The organism is Paenibacillus sp. PvP094 (genome assembly GCF_040546835.1).
Taxonomy (GTDB): Bacteria; Bacillota; Bacilli; order Paenibacillales; family Paenibacillaceae; genus Paenibacillus; species Paenibacillus illinoisensis.
Genome location: NZ_JBEPOM010000001.1, coordinates 4,042,995 through 4,059,732, shown reverse-complemented (window position 1 = coordinate 4,059,732; position 16,738 = coordinate 4,042,995). Strand labels below are relative to the sequence as shown.

Genomic DNA, 16,738 nt, shown 5'->3' with positions numbered 1-16,738 from the left:
AACGACTCCAATCCATGGAATTGTTCTCTCTTAGCGTGTAACTTCCTGTTCTTCCAGCACGATCCGGTTGCGTCCATTATGTTTCGCCTCGTAGAGCGCCATGTCTGCCCGGTAGAATAATGATTCCACACTGACCTTGTCATCCATCCAGTTCCACTCGGCTATACCACTGGATACGGTCACGGGTGGCCTAGTCTCTTCCGCCACTCGGCTGCGTATGACCTCTGCATACTCGAGTGCCTGGCGGATCCCCAGCTGCGGCACGTAAATGGCCAGCTCTTCGCCACCCCACCGGGCACAGATATCATCGGAACGAACGGAGGATTTAACAATATCACTAACCTGCTTCAACACCTGGTCCCCGGTTTGATGGCCAAATGTGTCGTTCACCTGTTTGAACTGATCGATATCAACCACAATTAATGAACCACAGAACTCATGGGCCTGCTTTTCGTGAATGACACTATCGAGATAATGTCTGACGTACAGTCCAGTTAACATATCAAGGTTGGCCAAACGGCGAACCTCCGCATGCAGCGTTGCATTGGAGAGAGCCAGTCCTACGTGAATGGACAGCATCTGCAGCAGACGATAATTATCATATGAGAAATACTGCTGTTTGGGATGACCCAGCAAAATGGTTCCCTTCACTTGACCGTTGACTCGAATCGGTGAAGCCATCAGTGACATGGAGCTGGTAATCTCCATAAACACGGAAGACACTTTGGTGTACTGTGCATAATTGGACAAAATGAGCGGTTCTTCTGTCTGATACAGCAGACCAGCGATACCATAATCCTGCGAAAAGGATTTATGACGCATTTCCCCAATGTTGGATGACATCACCTCAAAACGATTCGTGGTGTCATTCAATTGAAGAATACAACAGGATTCAGCTTGAAAAATATCCTTTAACTCCAACTCGGCCATTTTATAAATCTCTTTCAACTGCAGACTTCTATTTAGACGTTGTGTCAAATCATTGATTAGACGAAGTTCCTGAATCAACATGTTCGATTGCTCATGCAATTTGGCATTCTCAAAAGCAGTTCCTGCCATATCCGCCATCATGGTGATAAGCTGCAAGTCCGGCTCTTCCATGAGTTCGTCATTCATCTCGATATGAAACACACCATAGATACCCTGCTTCCCCTTGAGCGGTAGTCCGACCTCCACAATACGATTCTCCCCCTGATCGGAGCGAATAACTATCGTTTGTCCATCTTTAAATGAACGGAGACAAATATCTTCCCCATGTTCATGGACAAGCAAAGGTCTGATTCTCGGATTGGAACTGTTGCGATCTTGGGACATGTACAGATTCATGTGTGTGGTCGGATACAAATAATCGATACTGTCAAATACCTCGTCCAATATGGCATCCACGTCCATTTTGTCATGCATCCGCTGCACGATCTGAAAAAGAATGGACCTCCGGTGCTCTTCACGCGCCGTTTGCTCATGAGCTTTTAGCAGATCTGCCATAAATATGTATTCGAATCTTCGGTAAAAGCAAGTACGATAATGCGCTGCCTCGGATCGAACAACCTCCTCAGACATTTCATAACGATGAGGCTCGTAAATGAAAGCTGTAAACACGGCGAACATATCCTTGTTGATTCTGGAAAACAGAGGCTCGGCAATGTATAGGAAATCCCCGTATTCATCTGAACCCCGCAATGATTCCGCTCGTCCGGTTTCAAGACACATCATTACCGTCTGAACTGATTCAGGCCTGTCCATAGACTCATCGGCGGTCGTCGCTACACAAGTACCTTCTGTATTCCACACGCTGTAAATCGCAGATGGTGCGTTCCAGTTCGAATCATGCTGAGTCAGCCAATCCGTATAGGCTTGCTGCAGCAAGTTTTTCAAATATGAGAAATCAAAAGGTGTGATATCCATTTGCTGCATCCAGAACGCATGCTCATTACGCTGAGCTGCAGAAGATGCGGAATCGCCCGAACTTGGCGAATGCATGCTGGCTGGTAAACTTCCTAGATGTTCTAACATGTCAGGCGCTCCTTTGCACCGTTTTTGCAACCTCTAAAGGGATGCATTAATCTGCAGACGTTATCGCAAACCTGCAAAAACCTTACGATAACCTTAATGTACATGATCATTTAAAGTTAAGATACATTCTATTTTACTCTCTTTATTGCTTTTTTGCATCCATATTTCAGAAAATTGTCCCATTTTTTTGGGCCTAATGACCTATCGACAAATTTAGACGTTTTTTTGCCTTTCTCCTACTCTTGACTTTGTCTCTTTTAAACTGTAATATAAATTGTTGATGAAGACTACTAATGGGTCTTTAAATTTGGGCATTACCGGTTGTGTCACCCTCATTCTTTTTGTTGCTTTCAGGACAGCGGCTGAACTTTCCTGATTGACGTATGTGTGGCCTTGCCCGCATCAACAAATTGGAGCGCAAACAGAGCCCTATATGAACTTTAACTAAAAAGGAGCTACTATAAACATGGCACGTTACACTGGTCCTAAATTTAAATTGAGCCGTCGCCTCGGCATTTCCCTGAGCGGAACAGGCAAAGAATTGAAACGTCCTTTCCCTCCAGGTCAGCACGGAGCTAACCAACGCAGAAAAATGAGCAACTACGGTATGCAGTTGCAAGAAAAACAAAAACTTCGCCACATGTACGGTTTGGGCGAAAAACAATTCCGCACTCTGTTTGCTAGAGCGCAAAAAATGCAAGGTATCGCGGGTGAAAACTTCATGTTCTTGCTTGAGTGCCGCCTTGACAACCTCGTTTACCGTCTTGGATTTGCTAACTCCCGTGCAGGAGCACGTCAGTTGGTATCCCACGGTCACGTAACAGTAAACGGTAAAAAAGTCGATATCGCTTCTTACCAAGTAAGCACTGGCGATGTAATCGGCCTGCGTGAAAGAAGCCGCGGTCTTTCTTCCGTTAAGGAAGCTTTGGAAAACCGTTCGCATCTTCCAGCATACCTTGAATTCAACGACGCTGCTGTAGAAGGTAAATACATCCGTCTGCCTGAGCGTTCCGAGTTGTCCCAAGATATCGACGAAAAACAAATCGTCGAGTTCTACAACCGTTAATCGTTGGAATTTCAGTAAAGCATCACACAAAAAGCGATTCGAGATTTTCTCGGATCGCTTTTTTGTTGTCTGCAAATTTTTGCATACAGGATTTAGTAGGCATGAAAAATTTCATATTCCATAAAATAATGGCAATTTTCGACCATTGCTTGTATTTCTCAGGCATGCAAACCCGCCTTTTTATGCTATAATAAGTGCTGTTAAAAGGAGGAAGACACTGAATGGTTGATGTTAATAAGAAAAAGCCCGATGAACAGCCTGCCCGCAAGCGCAGCTTCGCCCGCAGACTGGGCAGTGTCGTCAAATGGGTGGTTGTCCTGGGTTTTATGGGGGCGCTATTTGTAGGCGGTGCTCTGATGGGATACGTCAGTTCCATTGTAAAAGACGAGCCCGTCCGCTCCAGGGCCCTGATTGAACAAAAAGTCAGCGAAAACTCCATCACAGGCTTTGCTTACTTTGCCGACGGTAGCCCGATCGGTCAATTACGTACGGAAGAAGACAGGCGTCCGGTCACCTTTGACCAGATACCACAGAAAGTTATTGATGCTGTCATATCGATTGAAGACAATCATTTTTACGAACATAAAGGTGTAGATATGAGCGGAACGCTCCGAGCCGTGAAGCAGAAGGTGCTGAAAGAGTCTGTGCAAACGGGCGGAAGTACGCTGACTCAGCAATTGGCACGGCGTGTGTTCTTGAATCTGGATCGTACCGAAGACCGCAAAGTCAAGGAAATACTGCTGTCCTTGCGACTTGAACGATTCCTGACCAAGAACGAGATCATGACCGCGTATCTGAATAAAGTTCCTTTTGGTAACGGCTCCAGTGGATATAATGTGTATGGGATCAAGGCAGCTGCCAAAGGATTGTTCAACATTAATGATCTGGAGAAAATAAACACGGCTCAGGCAGCCTATCTTGCCGGATTGCCTCAGCTCCCCTCCTCTTACTCAGCCTTTAACGGAAAAGGCGACTTTGTAGAGGATAATTTTGAGCGTGCAATCAACCGCCAGCATCTGGTATTACGCCGTATGCTTGAACTTGGCAAAATCAATCAAACCGAGTATGACGAAGCTCTTGCTTTTGATATTAAGAGTTCACTGGCACCGAAGACCGTCAAGGCTTACAACACTTATCCATATCTTATGATGGAAACCGAACGCCAGGCTGCACAAATTTTAATGAAACAAATGAATTCTGACACAGCAGCTGAGGGAACTTCCGAGGGTTCAGATTCTACCGAGGATGGGACCCAAAAGGAAAGCAGTGCTCTGCTCGAAGAAGCTCAGCAGCAATTGCGTACAGGTGGATATCGCATATACACAACGATTAACAAAAGTGTGTACAAAACCATGCGTACCATTGCCGAGAATGACAGCAATTTTGCTGCGGACGATCCCAAAAAGGGAAAAGAACAGACTGCAGCTATCATGATTGATCACAAAACCGGGGCTATTCTGGGCATGATTGAAGGCCGGAGCTTCCAGGATGAACAGATGAACTACGCAACCCAGATGGTGCGTCAGCCAGGTTCAACGATGAAACCTATTGCCGCCTACCTGCCTGCTCTGGAAGAAGGACTGGTCCAACCAGCGTCCATCATTGATGATTCACCGATCATTCTTAAGGATGGAGGCTCAAACGGGTTCCATATTCCGAAGAATGCGAACAATCGTTATCAGGGACTTGTAACCGCTCGTAGAGCCCTGAACTATTCCCTGAACGTTCCTGCACTCAAACTCTTCAATGAAGACGTCGGGATCGAAAAAGCCTGGGCATTCTCCAAGAAGCTTGGCATAACGACCATTCAGCAGCAAGATTATCAGGCTCAGACGGGTGTTCTCGGGGGACTCCAGTACGGTGTAACCGTTGAAGAACTCACGAATGCTTACGGAGCTATTGCGAACAATGGGGTATATAACGACTCATACATGATTAGCAAAATTGTAGACTCCAAAGGAAATATCGTTTATAAACATGAATCCGAACCTGTCCAGGCATTCTCCGAACAGACGGCGTACCTCATGACAGACATGTTAAGAACCGTAATTACCGAAGGTACTGCGGATAAGGTTCGTGAAACGTATAAGTATACGAAAAGTGCACCTATCGTAGGAAAAACGGGTTCAACGCAAAACTATGCGGATGTCTGGTTTGAAGGCTATACGCCTGATGTTACGCTTGGTGTGTGGGTTGGATACAAACAGCCTGTGAACACCCTTGAAACCAAATCTCAGCGTAAACGTGCCCAGCAGCTCTGGTCTCAGATTATGAATGAAGTCGTTGCAACCGACAAGCAACTGTTCGTGACAGATTCATTCAAGAAACCATCGGGCATTGAAACACGTACGGTATCTGCTTATAGCGGCAAACTGCCAACATCACTGACTGACAAATTTGTAACCGATATTTTCAACAGCAAATTTATTCCCAAAGATAGTGATGATGGTGTCGCCAAAGCAAAATACATTACCTACAATGGTGTAAACTACATCCCTCGTGATGAAACACCTGGCGACATGCTGAAGGAGAAGACGGTTATTAAACGGAAGAAACCGATCTCCGATCTGATCAAGGAATTGCAAAATGCATTCTCACGGATGAGCCGTCACGAATCCCTTGCCTATTATCTGCCAGAAGATGCGGATGCAGACATGCCAACACAAGTCGACCCGAGATCGGACAATGGCAAGGCACCAGATGCACCAGGGAATGTGAGGATATCCGTTGCTAATGGCAAAGCTGTAATTACATTTAACGCAACGCCTGAAAATGACGTTGTCGGATATCGGTTGTATCGCTCCGTAAATGGTGCCGGCTTCCAGAACCAGGGCCAAGTTGTCCTGACAGGTGAATCCAGATCATTTACAGCATACGCACAGGGCGGGAATTTCACTTTCTATGTCACTGCCGTCGATGTAGCCGGCAAAGAATCTGCTCCTAGTGCTGTGGTTAGCAGTGCAGGAGTGTCAGATCCACTCCCGGATGAGGAAGTAAAAGAACCGATCAATGTTCCTGGAACCATCGTTGAGCCGGAAGAAAATGAAAACAATAACGCTACAACCACCGTTCCAGGTACCCCTGGACAGGTTAGCGTAGCAGCTCTCACCCAAGGATTGCGCATTCAATGGGCCTCCAATCCAGAGAGCGATGGTGTACAGAGCTATGCCGTCTATTACAGTGAAACGGGCTCTGCCCCTTATACCAAGATTGGAACAACTTCGGGTACCTCAATGGATTACGGTGTACCTGCCTCTACAAGCGGATGGTTCAAGGTATCTGCTATCAACAGTGTAGGAGAATCCGAGCCCTCTGCTGCTGTCCCATATCAACCGTAAGGATTGCCGTAACGCACGTTTTTTAAGCCCCCACCCTCTCATTAGAGGATGGGGGCTTTTCTTCATATAATAAAAAGCCTGATCTGCATCTTACGCAAATCAGGCTAGTTCTTAAAAATACAGGCACCGCGTATTCAGTAATTAACTTCAACGGTTATTAATCTTCAATAGTGGACAGATCACCTGTCGGCAAATCGAGCTCCCAAGCCTTCAGCACACGTCGCATAATTTTACCGGAACGAGTCTTGGGCAATTTATCCTTAAACTCGATCTCTCGCGGAGCAGCATGAGCAGACAAGCCCTCTTTTACAAAACGATAGATCTCTTCCTTCAACTCTGGAGTCGCTTCATAGCCCTCACGCAGCGCTACAAACGCCTTGATAATCTCCCCGCGGGTGACATCCGGCTTACCGATAACTCCGGCCTCTGCTACGGCAGGATGCTCTACGAGCTTGCTCTCCACTTCAAACGGACCAATACGTTCTCCGGAAGAATTGATTACATCATCGATCCGGCCCTGGAACCAGAAATACCCTTCTTCGTCCATATACGCCGAATCCCCAGATACATACCAGCCAGACAGCCTGAAATATTCATCGTATTTGGCCGGGTTGTTCCAAATCTTCGCCATCATGGATGGCCAAGGTGTACGTATAGCGAGGTTTCCCATGCTGTATGGAGGGAGCTCCTGTCCTCGGTCATCGATAATGGCTGCTTCAATTCCAGGCAGCGGCCGCCCCATTGAACCAGGCTTAATCGGCATCTCCGGATAGTTACAAATCAGCTGTGCTCCGGTCTCTGTCATCCACCAGGTATCATGAATTCGCTGACCATAGGCTTTCCATCCCCAACGCACCACTTCCGGATTGAGCGGTTCTCCAACCGACATTACATGCCGCAAGCTGCTGAGATCATGTTGTGCAATAGTCTCGTCCCCTGCACCCATCAGCATACGGAACGCAGTCGGGGCACTGTACCAGACGCTGACTTTATTTTTCTCAATGGTGCTGTACCAATCTTGCGGACTGAACCGGCCACCACGAATAACATTGGTCACTCCATTCAGCCACGGAGCAAAAATTCCGTAAGAGGTACCTGTTACCCATCCAGGGTCAGCCGTACACCAGTACACGTCATTTTCCCGTAAATCAAGAACTACCTTGCCTGTATAGTAATGCTGAATCATGGCATTTTGGACGTGATAGACCCCCTTAGGCTTGCCCGTAGAGCCCGATGTATAGTGAATAAGCAACCCATCCTCACGATTCAGCCACTCCACTTCCATATCATCCGAGGCTGCAGACATCTCTGCGTCAAAGTCGATTAGACCCTCTTCAGTCTGGGCACCTCCACCCACAACAAAGATATGCTTCAGTTCCGGCAGTTCCGCACGTTTAATGCGTCCCAGCAGTTCTGGCGTCGTGACGAGGGCTACGGCCCCGCTGTCTTCCAGCCGGTCTTTGACTGCCGTCTCCATAAACGCCTCAAACAGCGGTCCGGCTATGGCTCCTGCTTTTAACACACCAAGCAGGCTGAAATACAACTCAGGACTTCTAGGCATAAAAATAAACACCCGGTCTCCCCGGACAATGCCATATTTGCGCAGGACATTCCCAAAACGGTTTGATTGCTCGCTCAAATCCGCAAAAGTATACGCTTCTTCACGCGAGGCATCACTGTATAACAGTGCCGTTCTCCCGCCTCTTCCTTCCAGTACATGACGATCAATCGCTTCATGCGCCATGTTGACTTTTCCGCTGGCGTGCCACGTAAAGTGCCTCTCCACCGATTCCCAATCAAACCGGCTTCGGGCCTCTGTGTAATCGCCCAGGTTAGATTCAGACACAACCGTTTGCAGCATCTCACCATGTGCTTGACTCATGCTTGCCAGCCTCCTTCAACTCGACATTTCGATTTCCCATAATGGGTTACTTCTCATTGCCTTTGTGTTGACTGAACTTCCAGTTAGCGCTTACATTAATAGAGAGAAATTCTCATCATGTACCTGTCTGGCCAAACCAATGAACTCAAATCTGCTTGAATTGTGAACGTTTTTTGTCTACGCAATTATAGCAAATCTACACAATCATCGTCTATGGGTTTTCAATTTTTTGATTTTTTGCTATAAGTAGGGGGAGAGAGGAGCATGAACCATGGAGCATATCAAGGCGTATCATATGCGTTCCATCTTCAAGTCCGGCCACCGAGTCACGGTAGAAGGCCCTGTGCCTCCCGAGGCAATCACCAAACTTGCGTTCCATCCCGATCTGGATGCCTTTCGTCGTCCTTCTGAGCAGCAGGAAGCGCTGGCCGAGATTGCGGCATTGCCTGAAGGAAGAATCATCATTGCACGTGAAAATGAGACGATTATCGGATATGTTACATTTCACTATGCGGATGATTGTGAACGCTGGTCTGAAGGGAACATGATGGATCTCATTGAGCTCGGAGCTATCGAAGTGGCTGACGAATACCGTTCACTCGGGGTCGGACGCGAGATGCTGCTCACCGCATTTGAAAATGGACAGATGGAAAGATATATTGTTTTCACCACGGAATATTACTGGCATTGGGATCTGAAGGGCAGCGGCCTTTCCGTCTGGGATTATCGCAAAATGATGGAGCGACTGATGCAGACTGTGGACATGACGTGGTACGCCACGGACGATCCCGAGATTTGCTCTCATCCGGCCAACTGTCTCATGGTGCGCATCGGCAGTGAAGTACCCATGTCCTCCGAGGAACAATTCGACCGTGTACGGTTTCGTCATCGCTTCATGTATTAATACATTTATTGAGATATACGTGTATCTGAAAAAAACCGCCTCTCTAGGCAGCTCCAGATGACAAACTGGAACTGCCCACGAAAGGCGGTTTTCGTTTATAGACTCATACTTCTATATGGCAGCTTCTGAAAGAGACTCCACATTACATATTTTCAAGCATGTGCTCGACAATCCGATGAGAACGCTGAGAAGATTGCACGGTAAATTCAGCAAAGTTCACATGAGCCGACCCGTCCGCTTTATCGGACATACCGCGCAGCACAACAAAAGGAACCCGATTCATGAAGCTAACCTGAGCGACGGCAGCTCCCTCCATCTCCGCACATGCTCCATCCATTTCGGTATACAGCATGTTCACGGTCTCCTTGCTCGCAATAAACTGATCTCCAGACAATACCTTACCAATCAGATACTTGGCTCCCTGTGCCTTACACGCTTCCTCTGCTAATGCAATCAGAGCAGGTTCCGCGGGGAATGCGGAGGTTTCCTGATACGGGATCACTCCCCGTTCGAAGCCGAGCGGAGTCACGTCCATGTCGTGCTGAACGCATACGGAAGAGATTACGATATCTCCAATGTTCAGTTCCGGGTTGACTGCGCCCGCAACACCCGTAAATATAATCCGGTCCACTTGGAAACGATCGATCAAAATTTGCGTGGTCACCGCCGCGTTCACTTTGCCGACACCCGATTTACACACCACGATCTGCTTGCCCAGCCATTCACCCGCCACATACGTAATGCCGGTTTGCTTCACCGTCTCCAGCTGCTTCATGCCAGCCAGCAGAAGTTCTACTTCTTCATCCATAGCTCCAATGATCCCAATCGTTTCCTTCAATCTTGCTACCCCCTATTCACTTCCGGACCTGTCCGGTTCGCCTGATCCATCCTCATGAAGCACAAAAGCTCCGTCTCCGGAGCTTCCGTATATCCATTATGTAGAGAGAATTCCTTCTCCCTTTTCGAATTGCTTTGGCTTAGCCAGCGTGGCTTACTGACAGACGAAGAATCGTTTCATGCGGCAAAATAACCCGTGGGTTCTCCACATTTTCCTTCTTCATCAACTTGGTGAGCAAACGCATCGCTACTGCGCCAAGGTCATACATCGGCTGTGCCACCGTTGTCAATTGAGGACGAACCATGGAAGCCATACGAATGTTATCCACACTAATGATGGAGAAGTCGTCTGGTACCTTCAAGCCTTCATCCTGAATGGAGTGAATGGCACCAATGGCCATTTCGTCCGTTGCAGCAAAGATGGCGGTTGGTCTCTTCTTCAGTCCGAGGAAATATTTCATGGCTTCCACACCGGACTCGTAACGATAGTTACCGATCCGTACCAGATCCTCCTGATATTCCATTCCCGCCGCTTCAAGTGCTTTTTTGTACCCTTGGAAACGGGCATACCCGTTCGCAGGATCCTGCAGTGTACCACTGATCATCGCAATTTCCTTATGCCCATGACGAATCAATGTGTTCACCGCATCAAAAGCTGCAGCTTCGTGGTCGATATCCACGGAAGGATATGTTCCCTTCTCGTCACTCGTTGCACAGAGCACGATTGGTACAGCCGCAGACTGAAACGCCTGAATATGTTCATCCGTTACTGTTCCACCCATGAAGAGCAGGCCATCTACCTGTTTCTCCAGCAGCGTGTTGATGACACGGATTTCTTTTTCCTTTTTCTTGTCCGCATTACACAAAATAATGTTGTAGTGATACATATTCGCAATATCCTCGATCCCGCGGGCAATCTCTGCGAAAGTCGAGTTTGAAATGTCCGGAATAACGACCCCGACCGTGGTTGTCTTCTTGCTCGCCAAACCTCTGGCTACCGCATTCGGACGATATCCCAACCGCTCGATGGCTTCATATACTTTTTTGCGCGTTTGTGGCTTAACATTCGGGTTGTTATTTACCACCCGCGATACCGTTGCCATGGACACACCAGCTTCACGTGCCACATCATAAATGGTTACCGTCACAGTACTTCTCTCCATTACCAGTAAATTTTCATACCATTTTCATTAAGATTTATATTACGACAAATTTTTGCATTAATCAATTAAAATAGGCTTTAGGACTCACTTAGAGCATTCGTGAGTGTGGACGAAGTAATATCCGAATGGGAAGTATGCCATACAGGGATTCCTTTTTTGACCAGAATCGCCTGCGGAGATTCGTGCTTAACTCCCAGCTTGTCGGCTGCTTCATTAGACACAGGCCGATCTTCCACGACGTAAATGATGCCATAGTTTACATTTTCATTAGGATTATTTTGCAAATAATTGTTCATCTCCTGATAAGCATTCGCGCTGATCGGGCAGCGTGTGCTGTGCTTAAACAGAAGCAAGGGTTGGTCTCCAGTAGCCTCCACTGCGGAGTTTAGCTGTTCAATACTTGTCATTTTAGTCATGTCAGCCATTTGATATACATCCCCCTTTTTCAGGAATACCGCTATGTTGAGCGTTTTCACTCTAGGATATCTTAACAAAAAGCGCATGAAAAAGCCAATTTTCATGAAAACAAGCATTTAGCACGTCAAAATTAGACAGCATTCGAGAAATGTGCCTGCCATACAAAACCAGACAATTGGCTCAACCTGCGCTCCGTGGTTTCCATCCATTCTTCGTCGCCCGACTTCTGAGCATATCCCATAATATCAAGCAGCAGATTAATTCGTTCGTTCACGGCTTGCTGCATGTGATGTTCCATCTCGCGATCACTTGCATCTGGCCAGGCCAGCAGTTGTTCGTGGAAGAGATCTGCAAGTTCATTTTGCTTACCAAAGGATAGATCCTGTTTCACGGGTTGTTCACCCAGCTTGCTGATACATTCTTTCAAATCCGGCTTGACTGGCTGTAATACTTCGTATGAAACACAATCCGTGCATGCGAAAACAGGCACATTCCGAATCTCCACTTTCTTCGCATAAACTACAGTTCTCAATTCCAATTCCATTACATGTCCGCATTTGCACGTTTTGCGCACATTCATCACCTCATTCGTTCTATACTCGTATACGTTACCATTCGACCTTTTTCCGCTTAAATCCTGCCGCAAACCATAGGTTGTACAAATTACCACTCCCCCCAAATGCAGGTTGTCGAAAATAAGCTTTCATATATATGTAACCGTTATCTGAACAGGGAAAATGCGCAATCATGAAGTGTCATACAGAATCTGTTACAATATAAGTTGCGACATCCTAACCACGGCAAAAGGAGAGATGGTTGTGAGATTAACAGGAAAAAAAGTCATCGCACTGGTCGATGAAGAATTTGAGGATCTGGAGTTGTGGTACCCGGTACATCGCGTGCGTGAAGAAGGTGCCGAGGTACATCTGGCCGGAGAGAAAAAAGGTAAAGTCTACATCGGAAAATACGGTGTTCCCGCTGAAGCGGAATACAGCTTCGATGAACTGGACAGTTCACAATATGACGGCATTCTCGTGCCAGGCGGCTGGGCACCTGACAAGCTCCGCCGTTATCCGAAAGTCCTTGAACTGGTGAAGGACATGCATGCAGATCGCAAGCCGATTGGGCAGATCTGTCACGCTGGCTGGGTGCTGATCTCCGCCAAAATTCTGGATGGGGTCACCGTAACTTCCACACCAGGCATTCGGGACGACATGGAAAATGCCGGAGCAATCTGGAAGGATGAAGCCGTTGTTGTCGATGGACATATCATTTCGGCTCGTCGTCCGCCTGATCTTCCTCCCTATGGCAAAGCATTCTGTGATGCACTTGCTGAAAAGTAAATCAGGAATACAAAAAAGCCCTTCGCTCATGGCGTGGGCTCTTTTTTTGTATCATATTAACTCAAATGGTATAAAAATGAATATATTAATTTAAAGGTATTTTACCATGCACTATGGATTCAAGAAGCATTGGACCCGCTTTGTTCATCAGGATTTCCTGTTGAATCATTATATTTCTGCAAACGCTGCTCAATGTCTGCACTGGTTCTCAGTGCGAAGCAGTCACGCGCCGCTTCTTTGGCGTCCACGGCTGTTGTGTTCAGCACCCTGTGCTTCACCCGCAGCAGAGATTGCGGTGACATGCTAAGATTACGAATGCCCAGCTCCAGCCAAAGTGGAATGGAACGTTCGTCACCTGCCATCTCTCCACACACACTAACCTCAATTCCAGCGGTGCGAGCAGCATCGACCGTTGCACGCAGCATTCGCAGAACTGCCGGATGATACGGATGGTACATGTGAGCAATCTGTTCATTCATACGGTCTACAGCCAGCACGTACTGTACCAGATCGTTTGTCCCGATGCTGAAGAAATCCGCTTCCTCGGCCAGCAGGTCAGCAATCATGACTGCTGCAGGCACTTCGATCATGATTCCCACTTTAATATGAGGATCATAAGCAATTTGACGTTCATCCAGATCGGCCATCGCTTCCCGCAGAATCTCATTGGCCTGTCTAAGTTCTTCCACAGAGGAGATCATGGGATACATAATCTTGACGTTCCCTGCCGCACTGGCCCGCAGAATTGCTGTGAGCTGTGTCTTAAACAGATCCTTGCGGTCCAGGCTGATCCGAATGGCCCGATAACCCAAAAATGGATTATCCTCTTCAGGCAGTTCGAAATAATCGAGCTGTTTGTCACCGCCAATATCCAGTGTACGAATGACCACGGATTGACCTGCCGTCTTCTCCGCTACCAAACGATACACCTCATACTGTTCCTGCTCGCCTGGGAAGGTCGCACGGTCCATGTACAAAAATTCCGTGCGGAACAGGCCTACACCTTTTGCCCCGTGCTTGAGAGCCAGATCCAGCTCCTTCACGGAGCTGATGTTCGATGCCAGATGCAGCATTGCACCGTCCTTCGTGATCGCATCCACTGTAGCGAGCACCTGGAGCTGTTCCTTTTTCTTCAGCTGTTTGCTGCGAATCATGGTGTACCGTTCAATTGTCTTGCGATCCGGTTCTGTGAATACCAAGCCGTTATCACCATCCACCACTAACATATCCCCGGTGTCCACTGGCATGCCAACACTCGCTTCCAAACCGGAAACGAGGGGGATGCCAAGCGCACGGGCCATAATTGCCGAATGCGACGTCTTGCCACCAATCAGGGTCACAATGCCCAATACGTGACTGGGATTCAGATGGGCCAGCTGTGATGGAGACAGTTCCTTGGCTACAAGTATATAAGGTTGAGTATCCGAAGGGAGCGTAATCTCCGGGGCTCCCAGCAGATGCTTCAACAATCGGTTGCCGACATCCTTGATGTCGATCGCCCGTTCCTTCATATATTCATCATCCAGCAAATCGAACATGGTAACAAAGTGGTCAATGGCTTCTTTTACCGCCACTTCTGCCGCTTTGTACTGCCGCTCAATAATGCCGCGTATCTCGTTCATGAATACCGGATCTTCCAGAATGGCCAGATGTGCATCAAAGATGCTGGACTCCTCCGGACCAACAACTTCCTTGAACTCATTCTTGATAAATTCGATCTCATCCTTCGATGTCCGTATTCCCTCGTACAGTCGTTCGAACTCCTGGGCGAGATCCACCGAGTCCATCTTCTGGTCCGGCAGATCCCATTCCCAACTGGGCAGGACAAATGCTTTGCCGATGGCTACGCCTGCAGCTCCATTGATGCCTTGTATCTTCATTCTACCCCTCCAACGTTCCTGTCATAGAGCACCACGGACATGACGGATGCCTGACCTTTCTTGACTTGCTTAAATGGAGCAAAGCTCCATGATTTAACACGATCCGGATTCGTGATCACCATCGGTGTAGTCAGTGACGCTGCCTCTGCCCGCAATACAGCCAGATCAAACTTGATCAACAACTGCCCGGGCTCGACGGTATCTCCTTCCTGAACAAAGGCTTCAAAATGCCCCTTCAGCTGCGAGGTATCGATACCGATATGAAGCAGGACCTCAAGTCCTTCCCGAGTGGATATGCCCAAAGCATGCATCGTCGGATACAGGTGCATAATCGTTCCGTAGACTGGTGACACCAGCTCTCCCTTTTCCGGAACAAAAGCCACCCCATCCCCAACCAGCTTCGCTGCAAAGATCTGATCAGGCACCTCTTCGATCGGCAGCATTTTGCCTTGGACCGGTGCACAGAACAGGACTTGCGGCAAATCCCGCTCAAGGAGCTTGGCAATCTCTTCACGAATCAATTCGGAATACGTGCCAAACACGACCTGGACGTTACCACCACCGAGCTTGATCAGCCCCGCAGACCCCATACTCTTCATGGCTCCCGTATCGATGAGACGGTCGTTGTGCACCGTCAGACGAAGCCTTGTAATACATGCCTCTACCTGAACGATGTTCTCCTTACCGCCCAATGCTTCCAGGATCAATGGTGCCTGGTAAGGAATATTCCCCACCCAATCCTCCAGCATGGAGCCTTCTTCCCGTCCTGGCGTTGGAATCTTGAACGTACGAATGGCCCAGCGGAACAGGAAGTAATAAACCAGTCCATATAGTATGCCAATCGGTATGAGTTTCCAAGCATTCTCTGATAGATGGAAGTTGAGTATGTAATCGATAATGCCGGCGGAATAAGAGAAGCCGTGCCTGATATCAAGCCAATAACCAATCCACATCGCAAGTCCCGACATAACGGCATGTACGATAAACAGATAAGGTGCTGCAAACAAAAAGGCAAATTCAATCTGCTCGGATACACCTGTCAGAAAACAAACCAGCGCAGAAGTGAGAAATGTCTTTTTGATCTTCGGTTTCAGATCTTCCCTTGCCTCCTGAATAATCGCAAAGGCAATGGCAGGTATGGCAAACATCATGATGGGAAACAAGCCTGCCATAAAGTAACCCGCGGTTGGATCCCCTGCAAAAAATCGTGGCAGATCCCCCTGCACAATGTTACCGTCTGGCGTTTCATAGGTCCCCAGCTGAAACCAGAACACATTGTTAAGCAAGTGGTGCAGCCCAAAAGCCACCAATACTCTGTATAGGACTCCGTAAATGAACAACCCAAAACCGCCGAGACTGTATTCCCAAGCGGCGATCGCATTCAGTCCATGCTGTAATATGGGGGCGAGCCACAGCATGAAACAGGAAAACAGCGCCGAGCACAGCCCAACGATCAGCAATACAAACCTGGACCCGCCAAAAAATTGCAATATCTCAGGCAGCTTGATACTTTTGAACCGATTATGTGTCACCCCGGCCAGAGCGCCGAGAATAATTCCAACTAAAGAAGCTGGCTGTATGGTTCCATCCCCGAAATGGCGAGTCACCTGATCATATATAACGATACCGGCCAAAGCGGCAAGTCCCGCTTGTCCGGCCTGGTTGGAGAGTCCCAATGCTACACCGACAGCAAACAAATACGGCAAAAAATAAAAAATACCGTGTCCGGCCACGGTAGACACTTCACCAACAACTTTCAATCCCCAGGCGTCCCAGGGCAAACTGCCAACACTCAGCAAAATTGCGGCTGCGGGCAGGACCATTGTAGGCAGCATTACCGCTCGTCCGAGCTGCTGCAAGGATCCGAGCCAATTCATGGCGACCTCTCCTTTCTA

12 protein-coding genes are annotated in these 16,738 nt (G+C 47.9%); 4 read left to right on the top strand and 8 right to left on the bottom strand.

Annotated features, from left to right (window positions below):
* Nucleotides 1–30: 30 nt before the first annotated feature.
* A complete protein-coding gene (locus tag ABIC22_RS18685; RefSeq protein ID WP_354482989.1) occupies nt 31–2,013 on the bottom strand; it encodes a sensor domain-containing diguanylate cyclase in 1,983 nt (660 codons plus the stop codon).
* 466 nt (nt 2,014–2,479) lie between these two features.
* On the opposite strand from ABIC22_RS18685, the gene rpsD reads away from it, so the two are divergent.
* Nucleotides 2,480–3,079, top strand: a complete 600-nt coding sequence (gene rpsD / locus ABIC22_RS18680) for a 30S ribosomal protein S4 (RefSeq protein ID WP_095290216.1) — start codon at nt 2,480–2,482, stop codon at nt 3,077–3,079.
* Between the two features lie 221 nt (nt 3,080–3,300).
* Entirely contained in the window at nt 3,301–6,417 is a 3,117-nt protein-coding gene (locus ABIC22_RS18675) for a transglycosylase domain-containing protein (protein ID WP_354482986.1), read from the top strand.
* A 157-nt stretch (nt 6,418–6,574) separates the two neighbouring features.
* Here ABIC22_RS18675 and acsA read toward each other — a convergent pair whose 3' ends face one another.
* Complete coding sequence (acsA, locus tag ABIC22_RS18670; RefSeq protein ID WP_154895376.1) at nt 6,575–8,299, bottom strand: acetate--CoA ligase; 1,725 nt, start codon at nt 8,297–8,299, stop codon at nt 6,575–6,577.
* A gap of 271 nt (nt 8,300–8,570) precedes the next feature.
* On the opposite strand from acsA, the gene ABIC22_RS18665 reads away from it, so the two are divergent.
* Nucleotides 8,571–9,203 carry a GNAT family N-acetyltransferase gene (locus ABIC22_RS18665; RefSeq protein WP_095359379.1) on the top strand — a complete coding sequence of 211 codons (633 nt, stop codon included), beginning with the start codon at nt 8,571–8,573 and terminating at the stop codon, nt 9,201–9,203.
* A 142-nt stretch (nt 9,204–9,345) separates the two neighbouring features.
* On the opposite strand, the gene ABIC22_RS18660 is transcribed toward ABIC22_RS18665, so the two are convergent.
* The 4 genes from ABIC22_RS18660 to ABIC22_RS18645 form a co-directional block, all read right to left on the bottom strand.
* Nucleotides 9,346–10,041 (bottom strand): 5'-methylthioadenosine/adenosylhomocysteine nucleosidase, encoded by a 696-nt coding sequence (locus ABIC22_RS18660; protein WP_095290206.1) that lies wholly within the window; start codon nt 10,039–10,041, stop codon nt 9,346–9,348.
* 139 nt (nt 10,042–10,180) lie between these two features.
* A complete protein-coding gene (ccpA, locus tag ABIC22_RS18655; protein WP_127537845.1) occupies nt 10,181–11,188 on the bottom strand; it encodes a catabolite control protein A in 1,008 nt (335 codons plus the stop codon).
* Between the two features lie 92 nt (nt 11,189–11,280).
* Nucleotides 11,281–11,628, bottom strand: coding sequence for a bacillithiol system redox-active protein YtxJ (gene ytxJ / locus ABIC22_RS18650; RefSeq protein WP_354482981.1), 348 nt, complete (start codon nt 11,626–11,628; stop codon nt 11,281–11,283).
* 122 nt (nt 11,629–11,750) lie between these two features.
* Entirely contained in the window at nt 11,751–12,164 is a 414-nt protein-coding gene (locus ABIC22_RS18645) for a hypothetical protein (RefSeq protein ID WP_336780619.1), read from the bottom strand.
* Between the two features lie 268 nt (nt 12,165–12,432).
* Between ABIC22_RS18645 and ABIC22_RS18640 the strand changes: the two genes are divergently transcribed.
* Nucleotides 12,433–12,963 carry a type 1 glutamine amidotransferase domain-containing protein gene (locus ABIC22_RS18640; protein ID WP_095290198.1) on the top strand — a complete coding sequence of 177 codons (531 nt, stop codon included), beginning with the start codon at nt 12,433–12,435 and terminating at the stop codon, nt 12,961–12,963.
* Nucleotides 12,964–13,082: 119 nt separating this feature from the next.
* Here ABIC22_RS18640 and ptsP read toward each other — a convergent pair whose 3' ends face one another.
* Together ptsP and ABIC22_RS18630 are read right to left on the bottom strand one after the other, a co-directional pair.
* A complete protein-coding gene (gene ptsP, locus ABIC22_RS18635; protein WP_127537841.1) occupies nt 13,083–14,843 on the bottom strand; it encodes a phosphoenolpyruvate--protein phosphotransferase in 1,761 nt (586 codons plus the stop codon).
* Nucleotides 14,840–16,720, bottom strand: a complete 1,881-nt coding sequence (locus tag ABIC22_RS18630; RefSeq protein ID WP_095359384.1) for a glucose PTS transporter subunit IIA — start codon at nt 16,718–16,720, stop codon at nt 14,840–14,842. Before ABIC22_RS18630 ends, ptsP begins: the two co-directional genes overlap by 4 nt.
* Nucleotides 16,721–16,738 lie beyond the last annotated feature (18 nt).

Excerpts from the sequence above, each read along its gene's own strand:
- ABIC22_RS18685 (WP_354482989.1), bottom strand. The coding sequence starts at position 2,013 with ATGTTAGAACATCTAGGAAGTTTACCAGCCAGCATGCATTCGCCAAGT.
- rpsD (WP_095290216.1), top strand. The coding sequence starts at position 2,480 with ATGGCACGTTACACTGGTCCTAAATTTAAATTGAGCCGTCGCCTCGGC.
- ABIC22_RS18675 (WP_354482986.1), top strand. The coding sequence starts at position 3,301 with ATGGTTGATGTTAATAAGAAAAAGCCCGATGAACAGCCTGCCCGCAAG.
- acsA (WP_154895376.1), bottom strand. The coding sequence starts at position 8,299 with ATGAGTCAAGCACATGGTGAGATGCTGCAAACGGTTGTGTCTGAATCT.
- ABIC22_RS18665 (WP_095359379.1), top strand. The coding sequence starts at position 8,571 with ATGGAGCATATCAAGGCGTATCATATGCGTTCCATCTTCAAGTCCGGC.
- ytxJ (WP_354482981.1), bottom strand. The coding sequence starts at position 11,628 with ATGGCTGACATGACTAAAATGACAAGTATTGAACAGCTAAACTCCGCA.
- ABIC22_RS18645 (WP_336780619.1), bottom strand. The coding sequence starts at position 12,164 with ATGGAATTGGAATTGAGAACTGTAGTTTATGCGAAGAAAGTGGAGATT.
- ABIC22_RS18640 (WP_095290198.1), top strand. The coding sequence starts at position 12,433 with ATGGTTGTGAGATTAACAGGAAAAAAAGTCATCGCACTGGTCGATGAA.
- ptsP (WP_127537841.1), bottom strand. The coding sequence starts at position 14,843 with ATGAAGATACAAGGCATCAATGGAGCTGCAGGCGTAGCCATCGGCAAA.
- ABIC22_RS18630 (WP_095359384.1), bottom strand. The coding sequence starts at position 16,720 with ATGAATTGGCTCGGATCCTTGCAGCAGCTCGGACGAGCGGTAATGCTG.